We start from the raw sequence: 17,558 nt of genomic DNA on the forward strand, positions 1-17,558 counted from the left end.
CGCCGTACTACCCGTATCAGCCGCCCGGCGGGTACCCGCCTCCCTACCCGTATCAGTACGGTGCGCCGGTGCCCCCGCCCGCCCCAAAGAATGGTCTCGGGGTAGGCGCGCTGGTGGTGGGCATCATCGCCGTTCTGTTCTCCTGCACAGTCTTTGGCGGGTTTATCGGCGGCCTTGTTGCGGTGATCCTCGGGATCGTCGGCGTGCGAAGGGTCACGCGCGGGGAAGCCAACAATCGCGGTGTGGCGATCTCCGGCATCGTGCTCGGAACCCTTGCCGTGCTGTTGTCCACGGCGATCCTGGTGTTCACGCTGGTTTTCATGAAGTCAGCCGGTCTGACCGACTTCCTCACGTGCGTCTCCAATGCCCAGGGTGACCAAGTCAAGGCAACCCAATGCCAGAACGACTTCGAGAAGCGGATGAATCAGAAGGCCGGTACTCCCGCGCCCTGACGTTTACCGCGCGGGTGGATCGGCGGGCAGCACGTGCTCGCCGACACGATCGGTGGCCAGGCTGAGCGAGGAGATGTACTGCTTCTCGCCGTCGGGACCGGGCTTGGCGGAGGCGAGCATATCGGGGCGCTCAAACTCGATTCCGCTGACGGCACAACGAAGTAACTCATCCGACGGGTTCCCGTACTCGTCGTACATCGGCAGGTCGATACCGTCGTCGGTGCGACGCAGGTAGTACTTTCCGCGTGTCGCGACCGCGAGAATGGGCGGCAACACGAAGGCGATGACGACGGCCACAATCGGCGAGTAGGGCCGGATCGCCTCGCCGAACACTCCGAAGAAGACCAGGATCGAGATGCCCGCCGACAGCAGCATCGAGACGAATCCGACCGGATTGACGTCGTAGAGCATGCCGCGCCGGAATTCCGGCTTCATGGGCGAGAGCTTCAGGACGTACTTGTTGATCGCGATATCGGTGGCCACCGTGACCACCCAGGCCATACCGCAGTTGGCGTAGAACCCGAGAATGGTATTGAGGAAGTCGAACATGTTGGCTTCCATCAGCACCAGGGCGATCACCAGGTTGAACAGCACGAAGACCAACCGGCCCGGGTAGTGCTTGGTGATACGGGTGAAAGAGTTCGTCCAGGCCAGCGAACCCGAGTAGGCGTTGGTGACATTGATCTTGATCTGGCTGATCACCACCAGAATCACGGCCAGCGTGATGGCGAGCCAGTGCGGCATCATGTTCTGGTAGATCTCCAGGAACTGGTGCACCGGCTGATTGGCCACGGCAGCGCCGCCGGCCACATTGGCGATCAGATACACCGCCAGGAACAGCCCGATCACCTGTTTGATGGCTCCGAACAGCACCCAGCCCGGCCCCGCCAGCAGCATCGCGGTCCACCAGCGGCGGCTGTTTTCGGGCGTCTTGGGCGGCATGAACCGCAGGTAGTCGATCTGCTCGGCGATCTGGGCGATCAGGGACAGGCACACGCCCGCGGCGAGCATGATCGACCCCAGATTGACGCCTTGTGCCTCCTTGCCACCGTAGGCGAAGAAGCTTCCGATCGAATCCGGGTGACGCACCACGAGATAGACGAACGGGATGACCATCATGACGAGCCACAGCGGAGTGGTCCAGACCTGCAGCACCGAGAGCGCCTTCATCCCGTAGATGACCAGCGGAATGATGATGATGGTGGAGGCCGCATATCCGATGGGTAGCGGCACGCCAAGCCCGAGCTTCAGGCCCTGGGCCATGATCGAGCCTTCGAGCGCGAAGAATATGAATGTGAACGTCGCGTAGATGATGTTCGTGACGATGCTGCCGTAGTAACCGAATCCGCTTCCGCGCGTGATCAAGTCGAGATCGATGTTGTAACGGGCGGCGTAGTACGAGACCGGGATTCCGGTCAGGATGATGATGACCGCGAACAACCCGATCCCCCACAGGGCATTTCCGGTGCCATAGGAGATTCCGATGTTGGCGCCGATCGCGAAGTCGGCCAGGTAGGCGATGCCACCCAGGGCGGTCACACCGACAACAGCCGGGCTCCACCGTCGAAATCGCCTGGGCGCAAATCGGAGGGTGTAGTCCTCCAAGGTCTCCCGCAGTGCCGCGCTTTCGGCGGCATCGTGGGTGGACGGAGCAGACGAAACGGGTGCGGATGCAGTCGTATCGAGAGTGTCGGTCACGCGGACAGCCTGTCGAGCGCCCAAGTCGTGCGCATTTTCCGGACGTTAATGTCCTGTTACGCAGGCGCTCCAGCCGGTGTTTTCGGGCGCAACCGTGGGGTGAACTCCAGGCTCAGCAACGCGAATGCGACCAGCGGCACCGTGGACATCTGCACAAGCACGTAGCGCCGATCCCCCAGCGCGTGGAATTTGCGCAGGTAACGGTACAAAGACTCTAGGGCGATCAGCGGATCGAGTACGTGAATCGCCGAGTAGCAGAGCTCCTGCACGCGAGTGCGGTCCTGCTCGGCGAAGATCTCCGGGAATGCCGCGAACGCCAGCGACAAGCGACGGGCGCCTTCGGTCTTGGCAAGTGCGATCATGTCGATGGTCAGTCGTTCGTCGATCCCGTTCGGTGCACCCGGGCGCCGCCACGGCACATCGAGAGAGACATCGGTGCCGCCCCCAGTGGTGGCGTAGCGGTGAAACCCTTGCACCACACCGCGATCATCCCGGGCGACGATCAGCCGAATGCCGGGATAGCGCCCGAGTAGCGCACCGTCGAGGATCATCGAGAATCCGCGCTCGAAGCGGCCTCCATGCGAAAGTTCCATCACCTGTTGCAGTTCGGCGCGCAGCCCGTCATCGAGACCGCGCTCGTCGACGATCTCTGTGGTGACCCCCGCGTTGTGGGTGCGCTGCATGCCCTGGCGCAGATTCCGATACTTGCGGCCCACCATGTCGAAGGCTTGCACATCGACCACGACATCACGACCCACCGCGATGGCGCGGAGTGAATGCCCCAGGGAATGCGGGTCACTCCACAGCGATAGCCGACGCTCGCTGCACCCCAATATCGCGATGCGCCAGCCATGCGAGCGACACATGGCCGCGAATTCCTGAACCAGGGACGGGAACCGGGATTCGTCACCGATCGGATCTCCACCAACCACGGCAAAACCGGCGCGTGTCCGGTACGCGATGGCTGCGGTGCGATCGGCGTTGAAGTAATACGACTTGAGCGAGTGCATCGCGAAGGCTGCCAACGGGTCGTCACCGGTTCTGTCCACCAGTGCACCGACCTCGGCCAGCGCCTCGGGCTGCGCCGGCGCCGATGTCGGCCACATGAGGATGAGCCCGGCCGCGACGACCAACGCATCGCCGGCGTGCTCGAACTGCAGGACTCCGGCCCCCAACGCGACCAGCACGGATACTCCCGCCCACGCCGCATGACCGTAGGTGACCGGTCGCCCCAGAAAGATTCCGCGAGCGATGAATCCGACGCACAACAGAACGGTGAGCGGCCAGAGGATTTCATCGAAATCGGGTTGCTTCGGGTATCCGGAGTGGGCGACCAACAACACCAGCCATCCCGCGACCACCAGCACCGCGGCGGCACTCACCAGCCGCGCGGGCCTCGAATCGCTGTGGACGGCAATGCGTTCGGCAATACGCACGTGGGTGGTTGCGGCCGATGGTTCCAGCATTCAGCCACCTCCCACGGTCTCCCAATACCGACCTTCAAGAATACTCCCGCAGCTACCAGCGGTCGGAGGGATCGCTCTTTCCGATCGCAAACCAGAGGATGGGACCGAAGATCGGGAAGACGAGCACGATGATGGCCCAGGGAAGCTTCTCGCCATTGGGCTTGACCGGGTCTTTGATGATGGAAATGATGGTGACGACAGTAAGAACCAGCACCAGTAGAGAAAGAATTCGAATCATGACCGCCCCGGGAAGTGTTTGACAATACCTTCCTGGATAGTACTGGCCAGCAACGCCCCTTCGCGATCGAAAAAACGCCCGGCCCCCGTTCCCCGGCCCGCCGAGGCAACCGGCGACTCGGTTGCGTAGAGCACCCAGTCATCGAAGCGCACCGGGCGATGAAACCAGACGCTGTGGTTGATGGTGGCGGCGAAAATCCGGTCGTAACCCCACGACAGGCCATGGGTGGTGATGATCGAATCCAGCACCGTGGTGTCCGATGCGTAAACCAGTGCCGCGCTGTGCAGAACCGGATCGTCGGGCAGTACGGAGTGGGTCTTCATCCACACCCGATTATGTTCCAGCCGTTCGGATTTCGCCTTGAGAACCCAGGCCGGATCGTTGTCGTAGCGCCATTCGATGGGTTTGAGGGCGGCCACGAACATCGGCACGGTCTCCTCGTAGCCGACCAGGTGCTCGTCGATGGTCGGCAGCGTTTCAGGATCGGCCACCGTCGGCGGTTTCACCGCATGTTCCAGCCCGGGTGAATCCTTCAGGTACGACACCAACGCGGAGGACAGCAACAGGTCACCCTGGACCGCGTCGACGCGGCGATTGGCGAAATTGCGCTCGTCCCGCAATCGCAGGACCCGGAACTCGATGTCTTGCTCGGGGTCGCCACCGTTGATGAAATGGGTGGAGACGGCCGCCAGCGAGAGCTTCTCGGACACGGTGCGCCCCGAGGCAACCACGGACTGTGCCATCAGCTGACCGCCGAAGGTCCGGGGCGGATTGACCGTCGGGTGACCGCCGATGAACAGGTCGGTCTCGGGGTTCTTCAGCTCCAGCAGCGCGAGTAGCTGTGCGAAATCAGGTGCGTTGCTGATGCTCGATCCTCGTCTCTAGTGGTCGTCCTCGCCGATCCGGTGTACGTGGATCAGATTGGTCGAGCCTACTGTCCCGGGTGGAGCGCCCGCGACGATCACCACCAGATCTCCCCGTTGATAGCGCTCCATAGCCAGCAACGCCGTATCCACTTGTTGGATCATGCCGTCGGTGGTGTCCATGACCGGGACGATGAAGGTTTCAGTTCCCCAGGTCAGCGCCAACTGGCTACGTACCTCGGGCAGCGGGGTGAAGGCCAGCACCGGCAGTGGAGTGTGCAACCGGGCCAGCCGTCGCACCGTGTCGCCCGACTGGGTGAACGCCACCAGGGCCTTGGCGTTGAGCCGTTCGCCGATATCGCGCGCCGCATACGAGATGACACCGCGTTTGGTTCGCGGCACGTGGGTCAGCGGCGGCGCGCTCACCGAATGGCTCTCGACCGCGGACACGATGCGGGCCATTGTCCGCACGGCCTCCATGGGGTACTTGCCCACCGAGGTCTCCCCCGACAACATCACGGCATCTGCCCCGTCCAGGACCGCGTTGGCGACATCCGAAGCCTCGGCGCGCGTCGGGCGTGAGTTTTCGATCATCGACTCGAGCATCTGAGTCGCCACGATGACCGGACGCGCGTTCTCACGCGCGATCTGGATAGCGCGCTTCTGCACAATCGGCACATCTTCGAGCGGAAGTTCGACCCCCAGATCGCCGCGAGCGACCATGATCGCGTCGAATGCGAGCACGATCGCCTCAAGGTTGGCGACCGCCTCGGGCTTCTCGAGCTTGGCGATCACCGGCACCCGACGTCCGACGCGGTCCATGATGGCGTGCACCAGTTCCACATCGCCGGGCGACCGCACAAACGACAGTGCGATGAGGTCCACCCCGAGGCGCAGTGCGAACTCGAGATCCGCGATGTCCTTTTCGGACAGGGCCGGCACCGAGACATTCATCCCCGGAAGGGAGAGCCCCTTGTTGTTGCTGACCGGACCTCCCTCGGTGACCCGGCAGACCACGTCGTTGCCTTCGATCGCCTCGACGGTCAAGCCGACCTTGCCGTCGTCCACCAGAAGCCTGTCGCCCACGGCAGCGTCGGTAGCCAACTGCTTGTATGTGGTCGACACCCGGTCCGGGGTTCCCACGACATCCTCGACGGTGATCCTGACCTGCTCGCCTGTCGCCCAATGGGTGGCCCCGGTGGCGAACCGGCCCAGCCGGATCTTGGGACCCTGCAGGTCCGCGAGCACGCCGACCGCGCGCCCGGTCTCGTCGGATGCCTTACGCACCCAGCGATAGTTCTGCTCATGGTCGGCGTGCTCGCCGTGGCTGAAGTTGAGTCGCGCGACGTCCATCCCGGATTCGACAAGCTCACGCACAAGCTCGGCGGAACCGGTCGCAGGACCAAGGGTACAAACAATCTTTCCGCGTCTCGTCACGACTTTTGAGCATAGTCGTGCTGATACCTACTCACGAGTCAGCGCGGACACGATTCACCAAGCGGTTACCTTCACCGGTTTGCGTTGTCAGGAGGCCAATTTCAGACCGATGATGCCGGCAACGATCAACCCCAGGCTCAATAGCCGCCAGGCGTTGGCCGAATCGCCGAACAGCACGATGCCCAGGATTGCGGTACCGACAGCACCAACACCCACCCAGATCGCGTAGGCGGTGCCGACCGGCAAGCTTTTCATCGCAATACCCAGCATCGCGATGCTGATGATCATCGATCCGACAGTGCCGACGGTCGGCCACAGCCGAGTGAATCCCTCGGTGTATTTCAGACCGATGGCCCAGCCCACCTCGAGCAGACCCGCAAGAAGAAGGACCAGCCAAACCATGAGAGATACCTCCACATTTCGGTGAGGCCGTCCCCTGGCGAAGAATTACCGGGTCGTCCCGGTCATCTTCATTGTCTCACATGTCAATCGCGAAGCTGCCGACCCGCTTTATCGCTGACCTTGCCGCCGAAGATCAGGACCGCATCGACGACCGCCCAGATGACAGCGACGATTCCGAACGTCACCAGGCCGATCAGCAGCTGGACAACGCCGAGCAGCGTCTGTCCCAGATAGATCCGACCGAAGCCCAGAAATCCGACCAGGCCCAACAGTTGCAGCAGGCCGGCGATCAGCTTCGACTTATCTGAGTACGGTGCCCCGGTGGCCGGGTCACGCCCGTACGGTGCGGCGGGGTCCACATATGGGGGTGGATACGGGACGCCTGGCGATGGCGGCACCGGCGGAGGTGTTCCGAAAGGAGGCGGCGTGCTCTCGGTCATTTCTCCACAATGCCAGAATTCTCACCGGTCTCGTCGGCCGATTTCTCAGCGGGGTCGTCCACCGGGACTTTCGTGACGTCTTCCTCCCCCGCGTCCGCGACATCAGTAGAGTCCGCGGGTTCCTGAGCGGCAGCCTCACCGTCCGCGCTCGCGGCCTCTTCGGTCTGCGCCGGGGTACCACCCAGGGTCGCCGGGTCCTCACGTCCCTTGGGGGCCAGCAGAATGTAGGCGATCGCACCGAGGAACACCAGTGTCGAAGTGAAGGAGTTGACGCGAATTCCACCAAACTGTGTGGCCGGGTCCACCCGCACCAATTCGACCCAGAAGCGTCCCACGCAGTACGCCGCGACGTACATCGCGAACAGGCGTCCGTGCCCGATCTTGAAGCGCCGATCGACAAAGATCAACAGCGCGAAAACAAGGACGTTCCACAACAATTCGTAGAGAAAGGTCGGGTGGACGACCTGTGCGACCTCTCCGGTGGACACACCGTTGAGATTGAGAACGTCTACCGTGCCGTCGGCCGAGCGCCGGTAGAACAGCTCTAGCCCCCACGGCAGCGTAGTGGGACCACCGGTGAGTTCCTGATTGAAGTAGTTGCCCAACCGGCCGATCGCCTGGGCCAGCACGATGCCGGGAGCGATCGCATCGCCGAAGGCGGGCAACGAAATACCTCGCCGGCGGCACGCGATCCAGGCGCCGACACCACCGAGGGCGACGGCTCCCCAGATACCGAGGCCGCCTTCCCAGACCGCGATCGCCTTGCCCAGACCCTTGCCGTGCGGGCCGAAGTACGTCTGCCAGTCGGTCATCACGTGGTAAAGACGTCCACCGACCAGTCCGAACGGCACCGCCCACAACGCGATGTCATAGATGACGCCGCGCTCGCCGCCGCGCTGCTCCCATCGACGATCGCCGATGACCAGCGCGACGATGATGCCCGCGATGATGCACAGTGCGTAGGCGCGGATCGGGATGGGCCCCAGATGCCAAACCCCTTGGGGCGGGCTGGGGATATATGCCAGATTCACGACTGTCACGGTGTTGTCCCTGCTTTTCCTGTCATCCCTGGGCTTAGGCCCTTCGGACTCCGGTCGCCAACTCTTCAGTCAGGCTACGCACGGCGGTTGCACCTTGGGGGGCGGCCGCCACCAGCGCCGAGCCCACGATGACGCCGTCGGCATATGCGGCGATCTCGGCTGCCTGAGCACCGGATCGCACGCCAAGACCGACCCCCACCGGGATATCGGAGACCTCGCGAACTCTGCTCACCAGTGCGGGAGCGGCATTCGACACCGCGTCGCGAGCGCCGGTGACACCCATGGTGGACGCCGCGTAGACGAAGCCCCGGCATGCACCGATCGTCTTTTCAAGTCTCTCCGGCGTGGATGAGGGCGCGACCAGGAAGATGCGATCGAGGTCATGAGCATCGGAGGCCGCGATCCAGTCTTCGGCCTCGTCGGGGATCAGATCGGGGGTGATGATTCCGAGACCTCCAGCCGCGGCGAGGTCACGTGAGAATGCGTCAACGCCATAGCGCAGCACCGGATTCCAGTACGACATCACGACGGCCTGTCCGCCGGCATCGGTGATGGCGCGGACTGTCGTGAAAACGTCAGCCACCCGAATCCCGTTACTCAGCGCGGTTTCCGCCGCCGCGGCGATCATCGGGCCGTCCATCATCGGATCCGAGTAGGCGATTCCGACTTCGATGATGTCGCACCCGCCCTGCACCAGCGTGGTCATCAGTTCGATCGAGGTGTCCAGGTCCGGATACCCGTTGGGCAGATAACCGATCAGCGCGGCACGCCCCTCGGCGCGGCACTTGTCGAAGACCTCGGTCAGGCGGCCTGACTGCGTCATGCCCCGGCCCCGTTCTGATCCGCGTCGTTCTTGTCCAAGAGGTCGAACCACTTGGCCGCGGTCTCGACGTCCTTGTCGCCGCGTCCGGACAGGTTGACCACGATCACCGCGCCTTCGCCCAGCTCCGTTCCGAGCTTGAGTGCGCCCGCGACGGCGTGTGCCGATTCGATGGCCGGGATGATGCCCTCGGCGCGAGAAAGCAGCAGGAAGGCGTCCATGGCCTCGCTGTCGGTCACCGGGCGGTAATCCGCGCGCCCGGTCTCACGCAGCCAGGCATGCTCGGGGCCCACTCCGGGGTAATCCAAACCCGCTGAGATTGAATGAGACTCGATAGTTTGACCATCTTCGTCCTGCAACAGATACGAGTAGGAGCCCTGGAAAGCCCCGGGCGTGCCACCGGTGAATGTGGCGGCGTGCCTTCCGGTTTCGACACCGTCGCCGGCGGCTTCGTACCCGACCAGCCGCACCTGTGGATCGTCGATGAACGCGTGGAAAATACCGATCGCGTTCGAGCCGCCGCCGACACAGGCCACCACCGCATCTGGCAATCTGCCGACCTGGTCCTGTACTTGAGCCCGCGCTTCCATACCGATGATGCGCTGAAAATCGCGAACCATCACCGGGAAGGGATGTGGGCCGGCAGCGGTACCGAAGCAGTAGTAGGTATTGTGCGCGTTGGTCACCCAGTCGCGCATGGCGTCGTTGATCGCGTCCTTGAGGGTCTTCGATCCCGATTCCACGGACACCACGGTCGATCCCAACAACCGCATTCGCGCGACATTGAGTGCCTGACGTGCTGTATCGACGGCGCCCATGTAGATGACGCACTCGAGCCCCAGAAGTGCACACGCGGTGGCAGTGGCGACTCCGTGCTGTCCCGCGCCGGTCTCCGCGATGACGCGTGTCTTGCCCATCCTCTTGGCCAGGAGGACCTGGCCAAGAACGTTGTTGATCTTGTGGGAACCAGTGTGGTTCAGGTCTTCTCGCTTGAGCAGCAGACGTGCACCGCCCGCGTGGGCACTGAGGCGCTCGGCCTCGTACAGCGGCGAGGGCCGGCCCACATAGTGCGTCTGCAACCGGTCGAGCTCGTCGAGGAAGGACCGGTCGGACCTGACCTTCTCGTACGCGGCGGTCACTTCTTCGATGACGGCCATCAGAGCCTCGGCCACATATCGGCCGCCGTAGGGACCAAAGTGCCCGCGGCCATCGGGATCATGCGCGGTTGGCTCGGCGATCGCAGCACTCATCTGCGGCAGGCCGGTGTTCTTCATAATTGTCTAGCGAGCCGGTTTGGGGCAGGACGGATGCGTGCCCGCGGTCACCAAATCGGCGACGGCTCCGCGCGGATCGCCACTGGTAACCAATCCCTCACCGACCAGTACGGCGTCGGCACCTGCACCGGCATACGCCAGCAGGTCGGCCGTCCCGCGAATGCCGGACTCGGCGATGCGGATGATGCCGCTGGGCAGCCCCGGCGCAATACGCGAGAAGCAATCGCGGTCGATTTCAAGAGTTTTCAGGTCGCGGGCATTGACACCGATAACGGATGCGCCGGCGGACAGCGCACGATCGGCTTCTTCCTCGGTGTGTACTTCCACCAGCGCGGTCATCCCGAGCGACTCGGTGCGGTCGAGCAGCGAGACGAGTGCGGTCTGTTCCAGCGCCGCAACGATCAGCAGGATCAGGTCGGCGCCATGTGCCCGCGCCTCGTGGATCTGGTACGGACTGATGACAAAGTCTTTGCGCAACACGGGAACTGATACGGCGGCGCGCACTGAGTCCAGATCGTCGAGACTTCCGTGGAATCGCCGGCCCTCGGTGAGCACGCTGATAATCCGTGCTCCCCCATCCTCGTAAGCCTTGGCAAGCTCTGCGGGATCGCTGATATCGGCCAGTGCACCACGCGATGGGCTGGCCCGCTTCACCTCGGCGATCACGGCGATTCCCGGTTCGCGCAGCGCGGCCATGACATCGAGTGGCTTGGGTGCTGCTTTGGCGGCCGCCTTCACGGTGGCCAGATCAACAACGGCTTCGCGAGCCGCGACATCAGCGCGCACGCCATCGAGGATCGAATCGAGTACGGTTCCCGAACTCATGACCTCGACGATTCCCTTCTTGCGACGCCCCCGCGCCTACACGCTCGAACTTCACAGAAGGGTAGCCGTTCGAGGCTCACACAAGAAAACCGGGTCAGGTAGGGCCCGACGAACGCTCGGGCGGACCGACGGTGGGGTCCTGTCCATCGTCCAGGCTGTCCCACATCACCCGCTCGCTCTGCGTCTTTTCTCCCAGATCCGCACTGTCTGAGCGTCGCGCGGCCGGAGTCTGATACTTGGTGTCCACGACACCCCGTGCGGCCCGCAGAAGCGTAATGGCGGCCAATACGACCACCACCGCGGCCACCACGGCGGTGGTGGCTCCATCGGAGAGCCGGTCGGCGCCGATCAGGGTGGACACCGGGACGTTCTTGACGTCCGCGGCGCGGGGCCCGACATCACGAACGGCCCATAGGCTGACCCCCAGATAGGCCGCGCCCGCTCCGATCACCGCGACGAGAACCGCCAGGATCCGCAGGGCCCATCCGCGGATGGCCAGAGTCGCGATCGCCGCCGCCACCAAGGCGACCGCCAACGGAACCAAGGCCGCCGACCAGTCGGCGCCGGAAACCAGAATCGTTCGCGGCTCACCCAAACCGTCGAAGGAACGCAGGCGCACCCACGTGAGCTTTGAGGCTCCCCACAGTCCACCCGCTGCGATCAGGAGCAATCCGGCGCCGGTGACCAGCCGCTTGCGGCCCGACTGCGGCGGAGCCGGATTAGACATCCGCGGCGCCCGTGAGGGTTTCGGCAGCGGCGATCGCATTGAGCACAGCGGTGGCCTTGTTCCTGGCCTCGTTGTACTCGTACTCGCCTGTGGAGTCGGCGACCACACCCCCACCGGCTTGCACGTAGGCACGCCCGTCTTTGAACAGCGCGGTTCGGATCGCGATGGCGAAATCGGCGTTTCCGGCGAAGTCCAGGTATCCCAGCACCCCCCCGTACAGTCCGCGACGAGTCAGCTCGACTTCCTCGATGAGTTCCATGGCACGTACCTTCGGCGCCCCCGACAGCGTTCCCGCGGGGAAACATGCGGTGATGGCGTCCAGCGCTGTCTTACCGTCCGCCAGCGATCCCGACACTGTCGAGACCAAGTGCATGACGTGGCTGTAGCGCTCGATATGGCTGTAATCGCTGACCCGCACCGTGCCGGGCGTACATACGCGTCCGAGATCGTTGCGGCCCAAATCAACCAGCATGAGGTGTTCGGAGAGCTCCTTCTCGTCGGCGAGTAGATCCTTGGCGAGCAAGGTGTCTTCCTCATCGGTGGCGCCCCGCCAGCGCGTTCCTGCGATCGGGTGGGTGGTGGCCACTCCGTCCTTGACGGTGACGAGCGCCTCCGGACTCGATCCCACGATCGAAAAAGCTGTCCCGCCATCGGCATCCGGCGCATGCAGTAAATACATGTACGGGCTCGGGTTGGTGACCCGCAGGATGCGGTACACCTCCAGCGGGTCGACATCGGTCTCCATTTCGAAGCGCATGCTCGGCACCACCTGAAATGCCTCGCCGGCTTCGATCTCGCCGACGAGTTTGTCGACGATCGCGCTGTATTCCTCCACCGTGCGCTGGCTGCGATACGCCGGTGCCGGGCGGTCGAAATGGGCAACAGTCGAGGGCAACGGTTGCCCCAGCGCCGCCGTCATCACGTCGAGTCGCGCGACCGCGCCGTCATAGGCCTCGGCCACACGCTCCGGGGTGTCATCCCAGTTCACCGCGTTGGCGATGAGCGTGATGGTGCCTTCGTGGTGATCGACGGCCGCCATATCGGTGGCGAGCAGGAGCAGCAGATCCGGCAGCCCCAGATCATCGACTGTCTGCTCTGGAAGGCGCTCCAGCCGCCGGACGATGTCATAGGACAGGAAACCGACCATGCCGCCGGACAGTGGCGGGAGGTCCGACAGCGCCTCGCCTGCCAGCAGGTCCATCGTGGCCCGCAATGCATCGAGCGGATCGCCCCCGCCGGGCGCCCCCTCCGGGGCAGCTCCGAGCCAGGCGGCATGGCCGTCGCGCACCGTCAGGGCAGAGGGCGATCCCGCGCCGATGAAGGACCAGCGCGACCACGACCGCCCATTCTCCGCCGATTCAAGCAGAAAGGTGCCGGGCCGGTTGGCGCCCAGCTTGCGGTAGGCGGAGAGCGGCGTCTCGCTGTCTGCCAACACTTTTCGGGTCACCGGCACCACCCGATGCACCGCCGCCAGGGCGTTGAACTCTTCCCTGGTCGTGGTCGCGGCGCCACTGACGGTGCTATGCATACGTGTCATTCTCCCAGACCCCCGCCAACGGATTCGGCCATGCCACCAGCGTCAGCGGTGCGAACCTAACCCTCGTATGCCTTGAGGGTCGCGACGAGTCGCTCCAGGCCCGCGACGACCGAGGCGCGCTCGTCCCCGAGTCCGGCCAGGGCCTCGGCCTCGATACGCAGCCTCTCGGGGAACAATTCGTCCACGACCGACCGCCCGCTGTCAGTCATGCTGATGATTGCGGCACGGCGGTCGTTGGCGTTGGCTTCCCGGCGTACGTATCCACGCTCCTCCAGCTTGCGCAGCATTCTGCTCACCCAGGCTTGCGATACACCGAGCTCTTCTGCGACATGGCGCGCGATCACCGGACCCTTGCGGTGCCGGAGCACCACCAGAACGTCGTGCTCGGGCTCGGCGATGGCCGCGGTCGCATAGAGAGGCTCGAGCAACCGGGCGAGCAATCCCGACGCGCGCTTCAGCGAGCCGATGACCTCCATCGGCGATGTGTCGAGCTCCGGCCTGTTCAGCGTCCAGTCACGGGTGGTGATCGAACTCTCGTGGACAGCCATCATGCCTCTCGGTCCAGGTGTGCCAGATAAACGCGGATCGGGCCCAGGCTATCGAAATCGGGGCGTCACCATCGGCGAGCTCGGCAACATGCGCCCGTGATGCGGCGATTTTATTCCTCAATGACTCGCACCAGCTGCTGAGACAAGGATCTCATCGGCGAGATCCACACCTAATACATAACTTGTATAGTATCTGTCACGCATGAGCGCGTTCCCCCACTCTCACCATCCGTCACATGGCCGGGACGAATCGAGCGCGAGGCTCATCGGCCGTCACTCGTGACGACCACGTTCCACACCGCTCGGCAGGCAATGAGGCAGGCCGATGCCCCCGGATGTTGCGGGTCCCCGCTGGTCTTGATCCTCGAAAGGTGCAGCCATGAGCATTTCCAGAAGCCGTCGTGTGGTCAGCAAGATCTGGTTACCCGCAGTAGCGATCGTCATACTTCTTGTCGCCGGGTTGGCCATCAAGTTCGCGCACGGGGTCTTCGGATCGCAGGACCGAACGCACAGCCCCGGGGGCAATTTCGCCGTTGTCCAGTTCAATCCCAAGAACATCGTTTACGAGGTGTACGGCGATTACGGCGGCTGGGCGCGGGTGAGCTATTGGGATACCGACAACAGACCCGTCGATATCGAACTCACCGGACTGCCCTGGACACACACCGAAACAACCGTCTTGACGACCGCGACCGGAGACATCACAGCGCAGGTCGCCGGGCGAAACGTGGGCTGCCGCATCACCGTTGACGGATTGGTGCGCTCGGAACACACCGCGACCGGTGAGCACGCTGGTGTCTGGTGCCAGGTGCTTTCCGCATGAGCGCACACTCCGCCCAGAAACCGCGCTTCGCCAAGGCAATTCGCAAGTACTCGATACTGGTCGTGCTCGCGTGGTTGGCGTTCACCATTGTGATCAATACGGTGGTGCCGCAACTCGAACCGGTAACCGACGCAAATCAGGGTCCGTTGGTGCCGCTCGATGCGCCGTCCTCCAGGGCCTTGATTCACATCGGGGAATCGTTCAAGGAATCCGACAGCAACAGCCTGGCGATGGTCATCCTGGAGGGTGATCACAAGCTGAATGACGACGACCACAAGTTCTACGACGTGCTGGCAAGCAAGCTGGAAAACGACAAAAAGCACGTCCAGTACGTCATGAATCTGTGGGGTCAGGGCACCACTGCCGCGGGTGTGCAGAGTTCCGACGGCCAGGCTGCGTACACGCTCGTGCGCGTCGCAGGTGATCAAGGTTCGACAGTCTCAGACGAATCGATCCGTGCGGTCCGCGAGTTGGTCGCCGAAGTCCAGCCCCCCGATGGGGTAAAGGTCTATGTGTCCGGTTCGGCCCCGTTGTCCACGGACATGCTCCAGGTGGGCAACCAAAGCATGATCCGCCTGATGTACGTGACCATCGTCATCATCACGGTGATGTTGCTCATCGTCTATCGTTCTGTCGCAACGGCTTTGCTGACGCTACTGATCGTGATGGTGGAACTGTCGTGCGGGCGAGGCGTTGTCGCTTTCCTCGCCTATCACAAGCTGATCGGCATCTCTGTGTTCGCGTCGAACATCCTGGTCTCGTTGATTCTGGGTGCCGGAACCGACTATGCAATCTTCCTGATCGGTAGATACCAGGAGGCGCGTCACGCCGGCGAGGATCGGGAGACCGCGTACTACTCCGCGGTCAGAGGCGTCTCCCACGTCATCCTGGGCTCGGGCCTGGCGATTGCCGGCGCGACGTTCTGCCTGCAATTCACCCGCCTCAATTACTTCAACACGATGGGCCTGCCGTGTGCGGCCGCAACTCTCGTGGCGGTCGCGGCATCCCTTACCTTCGGGCCCGCGGTGCTGGCACTGGGCAGCCGCTTCGGGGTATTCGAACCGAAAGTCAAGGCCAGCGCCGGCATTTGGCGCAAGGTGGGTACCGTCACCGTGCGGTGGCCCGGACGTATTCTCGTCGTGAGCAGTGTCGTGGTGATGATCGGTTCGATCACGCTTCCGTCGTATCGGCCCAACTACAACGACCGCATCTACATAGCCGACGACGTGCCGGCGAACCAGGGATATGCGGCCGCCGACCGGCATTTCCCGGTGAGCAAGCTCAACAGCGACATGCTCATGATCGAATCCGACCACGACATGCGCAATTCGACGGACATGATCGCCTTGGACAAGGTGGCGCGCGAGGTGTTCCACACGCCGGGCGTCGCGATGATCCAGAGTGTCACCAGGCCATTGGGCACACCACTGGAGCATTCGTCCTTCACCTACACGATGGGGACGATGGGAACCAAGATCAACGAGCTGATCCCGTTCCTTACCGATCTCACCGACCGGTTCACCCAGATGGCCGACATCACCGATCGCATGGCCGCCCTGATGCGCCAGCAGCAGGACCTGACTGGGCAGCAGGCCGATTCGGCGCATATCTCGCTCAAGGGCGCACAGGAGTTGAAGGACGTCACCGTCAATATGCGGGACACCCTGGCCAACTTCGACGACCAGTTCAGGCCGCTGCGGAACTACTTCTACTGGGAACCGCATTGCGCCGACATCCCGATGTGCTGGGCGATGAGATCGCTGTTCGACATGACCGACCAGGTCGATTCGATGACCGACGCGGTCGATGACAGCCTCAAAGCCGCGATGATCCAGGACGCCGTCACGCCACAGCTGGTCCAGGTCATCGGCAAGAGTGCCGCAGAACTGGACAACATGCGCAAAGTGGTGCTGACCGAGCAGAGCACCATGCGGCCGATGCTGACCCAGCTGAACGAGCTGGGCCGCCAGATGATGGATCTCGGGCACGCCTTCGACAGTTCCAAGAACGACGAGTTCTTCTACCTGCCGCCCGAAGCCTTCGATAATCCGTACTTCCAGATCGATCTGAAGTACTTCGTGTCACCGGACGGGAAGTCCGCGCGCTACATGATCTATCACGACGGTGAAGCGCTCAGCGAGGAAGGCATCGACCACGCTCAGGCCTACCTGCCGGCAGCCAAGGAAGCGCTGAAGGGAACGACGCTGGCCGGTTCGCGGGTTTATCTGGGGGGTGCGGCCGCAACGTACTGGGATATCCAGGACGCCACCAAGACCGACCTCCTGATCGCGGCGATCGCGGCATTCGCGCTGATCTTCCTGGTGATGCTGTTGATCACCCGCAGTGTGGTGGCGGCACTGGTCATCATCGGCACGGTCGCGTTCTCGTACTCGGGTGCCTTCGGCCTTTCGGTTCTGGTCTGGCAGCACTTCCTGGGCATACCGCTGAGCTGGTTGAACCTGCCCATCACCTTCATCATCCTGGTGGCCGTGGGATCGGACTACAACCTGCTACTCATCGCCCGCTATCTGGAGGAAAGCAAAGCCGGGCTGAATACAGGTTTGATCAGAGCGGTGGCCAACTCGGGCAAGGTGGTCACCACCGCGGGCATCGTGTTCGCAACGACGATGATGGCCATGCTCTCCAGCGACCTGTTGTCGGTCGGTCAGCTGGGGTCCATTATCGGGCTTGGCCTGCTGCTGGACACGCTCATCGTGCGATCGTTCATCACTCCCGCGATCGCCCGGCTTCTCGGTCCGCTGTTCTGGTGGCCGCGCATCATCCGTTCGCGTCCAGCACCTGCCCAGTACAGGGGAACGACTGTTGCCACTCATTGACCTGGCTCGCCGATACACGTTCCAGCTAATCTCCCACACCACACCACCGGGCAGGAACACCGTCACATTCTTCGATGGCATGCCGCACCTCATCACGTCGAAGGCATCCAAACCGTTCGACGGTATCGAAC

17 protein-coding genes are annotated in these 17,558 nt (G+C 63.2%); 3 read left to right on the forward strand and 14 right to left on the reverse strand.

Translation table 11 applies throughout. The annotated features are described in order from the left end of the window. Positions 1 to 452, forward strand: a 452-nt coding sequence (locus AOT87_RS05880; RefSeq protein WP_057980219.1) for a DUF4190 domain-containing protein, incomplete at its 5' end; no start/stop codon positions are given. A gap of 3 nt (positions 453 to 455) precedes the next feature. Here AOT87_RS05880 and AOT87_RS05885 read toward each other — a convergent pair. The 14 genes from AOT87_RS05885 to AOT87_RS05950 all read right to left on the reverse strand — a co-directional run bounded on the left by AOT87_RS05885 (position 456) and on the right by AOT87_RS05950 (position 13,767). Then, positions 456 to 2,150, reverse strand: coding sequence for a hypothetical protein (locus AOT87_RS05885; RefSeq protein ID WP_057965859.1), 1,695 nt, complete (start codon positions 2,148 to 2,150; stop codon positions 456 to 458). A gap of 56 nt (positions 2,151 to 2,206) precedes the next feature. Beyond that, positions 2,207 to 3,616: a phosphatidylglycerol lysyltransferase domain-containing protein gene (locus tag AOT87_RS05890; protein ID WP_057969041.1), complete on the reverse strand. Its 1,410-nt coding sequence runs from the start codon at positions 3,614 to 3,616 to the stop codon at positions 2,207 to 2,209. Positions 3,617 to 3,668: 52 nt separating this feature from the next. Next, entirely contained in the window at positions 3,669 to 3,854 is a 186-nt protein-coding gene (locus AOT87_RS05895) for a PLD nuclease N-terminal domain-containing protein (protein WP_030097729.1), read from the reverse strand. Beyond that, entirely contained in the window at positions 3,851 to 4,720 is an 870-nt protein-coding gene (locus tag AOT87_RS05900; RefSeq protein ID WP_198528435.1) for an acyl-CoA thioesterase II, read from the reverse strand. Before AOT87_RS05900 ends, AOT87_RS05895 begins: the two co-directional genes overlap by 4 nt. A gap of 15 nt (positions 4,721 to 4,735) precedes the next feature. After that, a complete protein-coding gene (pyk, locus tag AOT87_RS05905) occupies positions 4,736 to 6,154 on the reverse strand; it encodes a pyruvate kinase (protein ID WP_075908546.1) in 1,419 nt (472 codons plus the stop codon). An 87-nt stretch (positions 6,155 to 6,241) separates the two neighbouring features. After that, positions 6,242 to 6,556 carry a quaternary ammonium compound efflux SMR transporter SugE gene (sugE, locus tag AOT87_RS05910; protein ID WP_030097726.1) on the reverse strand — a complete coding sequence of 105 codons (315 nt, stop codon included), beginning with the start codon at positions 6,554 to 6,556 and terminating at the stop codon, positions 6,242 to 6,244. Positions 6,557 to 6,639: 83 nt separating this feature from the next. Beyond that, positions 6,640 to 6,996: an NINE protein gene (locus AOT87_RS05915; protein WP_046253764.1), complete on the reverse strand. Its 357-nt coding sequence runs from the start codon at positions 6,994 to 6,996 to the stop codon at positions 6,640 to 6,642. Then, complete coding sequence (lgt, locus tag AOT87_RS05920) at positions 6,993 to 8,036, reverse strand: prolipoprotein diacylglyceryl transferase (protein WP_057969043.1); 1,044 nt, start codon at positions 8,034 to 8,036, stop codon at positions 6,993 to 6,995. Before lgt ends, AOT87_RS05915 begins: the two co-directional genes overlap by 4 nt. A gap of 34 nt (positions 8,037 to 8,070) precedes the next feature. After that, on the reverse strand, positions 8,071 to 8,859 hold the full coding sequence (trpA, locus tag AOT87_RS05925) for a tryptophan synthase subunit alpha (protein ID WP_057965863.1): 789 nt from the start codon (positions 8,857 to 8,859) through the stop codon (positions 8,071 to 8,073). Continuing rightward, the gene (trpB, locus tag AOT87_RS05930) at positions 8,856 to 10,130 is read right to left on the reverse strand and encodes a tryptophan synthase subunit beta (RefSeq protein WP_057965864.1); all 1,275 of its coding nucleotides are present in this window, start codon (positions 10,128 to 10,130) and stop codon (positions 8,856 to 8,858) included. Before trpB ends, trpA begins: the two co-directional genes overlap by 4 nt. Positions 10,131 to 10,136: 6 nt before the next feature. Further along, positions 10,137 to 10,955: an indole-3-glycerol phosphate synthase TrpC gene (gene trpC / locus AOT87_RS05935; RefSeq protein ID WP_030097721.1), complete on the reverse strand. Its 819-nt coding sequence runs from the start codon at positions 10,953 to 10,955 to the stop codon at positions 10,137 to 10,139. A 94-nt stretch (positions 10,956 to 11,049) separates the two neighbouring features. Further along, the gene (locus AOT87_RS05940; protein ID WP_057969044.1) at positions 11,050 to 11,682 is read right to left on the reverse strand and encodes a TIGR02234 family membrane protein; all 633 of its coding nucleotides are present in this window, start codon (positions 11,680 to 11,682) and stop codon (positions 11,050 to 11,052) included. Beyond that, entirely contained in the window at positions 11,675 to 13,210 is a 1,536-nt protein-coding gene (locus AOT87_RS05945; protein ID WP_057969045.1) for an anthranilate synthase component I, read from the reverse strand. Before AOT87_RS05945 ends, AOT87_RS05940 begins: the two co-directional genes overlap by 8 nt. Before the next feature lie 65 nt (positions 13,211 to 13,275). Beyond that, positions 13,276 to 13,767, reverse strand: a complete 492-nt coding sequence (locus AOT87_RS05950; protein ID WP_057969098.1) for a MarR family transcriptional regulator — start codon at positions 13,765 to 13,767, stop codon at positions 13,276 to 13,278. 379 nt (positions 13,768 to 14,146) lie between these two features. Between AOT87_RS05950 and AOT87_RS05955 the strand changes: the two genes are divergently transcribed. Next, positions 14,147 to 14,590 (forward strand): MmpS family transport accessory protein, encoded by a 444-nt coding sequence (locus AOT87_RS05955; protein WP_057969046.1) that lies wholly within the window; start codon positions 14,147 to 14,149, stop codon positions 14,588 to 14,590. Further along, positions 14,587 to 17,427 (forward strand): RND family transporter, encoded by a 2,841-nt coding sequence (locus tag AOT87_RS05960; RefSeq protein ID WP_057969047.1) that lies wholly within the window; start codon positions 14,587 to 14,589, stop codon positions 17,425 to 17,427. The genes AOT87_RS05955 and AOT87_RS05960 overlap by 4 nt, the downstream gene beginning before the upstream one ends. The last annotated feature ends 131 nt before the right edge of the window (positions 17,428 to 17,558 follow it).

The organism is Mycobacteroides sp. H003, assembly GCF_001440135.1.
Classification (GTDB): Bacteria; Actinomycetota; Actinomycetes; order Mycobacteriales; family Mycobacteriaceae; genus Mycobacterium; species Mycobacterium gwanakae.

Excerpts from the sequence above, each read along its gene's own strand:
- AOT87_RS05890 (WP_057969041.1), bottom strand. The coding sequence starts at position 3,616 with ATGCTGGAACCATCGGCCGCAACCACCCACGTGCGTATTGCCGAACGC.
- AOT87_RS05895 (WP_030097729.1), bottom strand. The coding sequence starts at position 3,854 with ATGATTCGAATTCTTTCTCTACTGGTGCTGGTTCTTACTGTCGTCACC.
- sugE (WP_030097726.1), bottom strand. The coding sequence starts at position 6,556 with ATGGTTTGGCTGGTCCTTCTTCTTGCGGGTCTGCTCGAGGTGGGCTGG.
- AOT87_RS05915 (WP_046253764.1), bottom strand. The coding sequence starts at position 6,996 with ATGACCGAGAGCACGCCGCCTCCTTTCGGAACACCTCCGCCGGTGCCG.
- trpA (WP_057965863.1), bottom strand. The coding sequence starts at position 8,859 with ATGACGCAGTCAGGCCGCCTGACCGAGGTCTTCGACAAGTGCCGCGCC.
- trpB (WP_057965864.1), bottom strand. The coding sequence starts at position 10,130 with ATGAAGAACACCGGCCTGCCGCAGATGAGTGCTGCGATCGCCGAGCCA.
- trpC (WP_030097721.1), bottom strand. The coding sequence starts at position 10,955 with ATGAGTTCGGGAACCGTACTCGATTCGATCCTCGATGGCGTGCGCGCT.
- AOT87_RS05940 (WP_057969044.1), bottom strand. The coding sequence starts at position 11,682 with ATGTCTAATCCGGCTCCGCCGCAGTCGGGCCGCAAGCGGCTGGTCACC.
- AOT87_RS05945 (WP_057969045.1), bottom strand. The coding sequence starts at position 13,210 with ATGCATAGCACCGTCAGTGGCGCCGCGACCACGACCAGGGAAGAGTTC.
- AOT87_RS05950 (WP_057969098.1), bottom strand. The coding sequence starts at position 13,767 with ATGGCTGTCCACGAGAGTTCGATCACCACCCGTGACTGGACGCTGAAC.
- AOT87_RS05955 (WP_057969046.1), top strand. The coding sequence starts at position 14,147 with ATGAGCATTTCCAGAAGCCGTCGTGTGGTCAGCAAGATCTGGTTACCC.
- AOT87_RS05960 (WP_057969047.1), top strand. The coding sequence starts at position 14,587 with ATGAGCGCACACTCCGCCCAGAAACCGCGCTTCGCCAAGGCAATTCGC.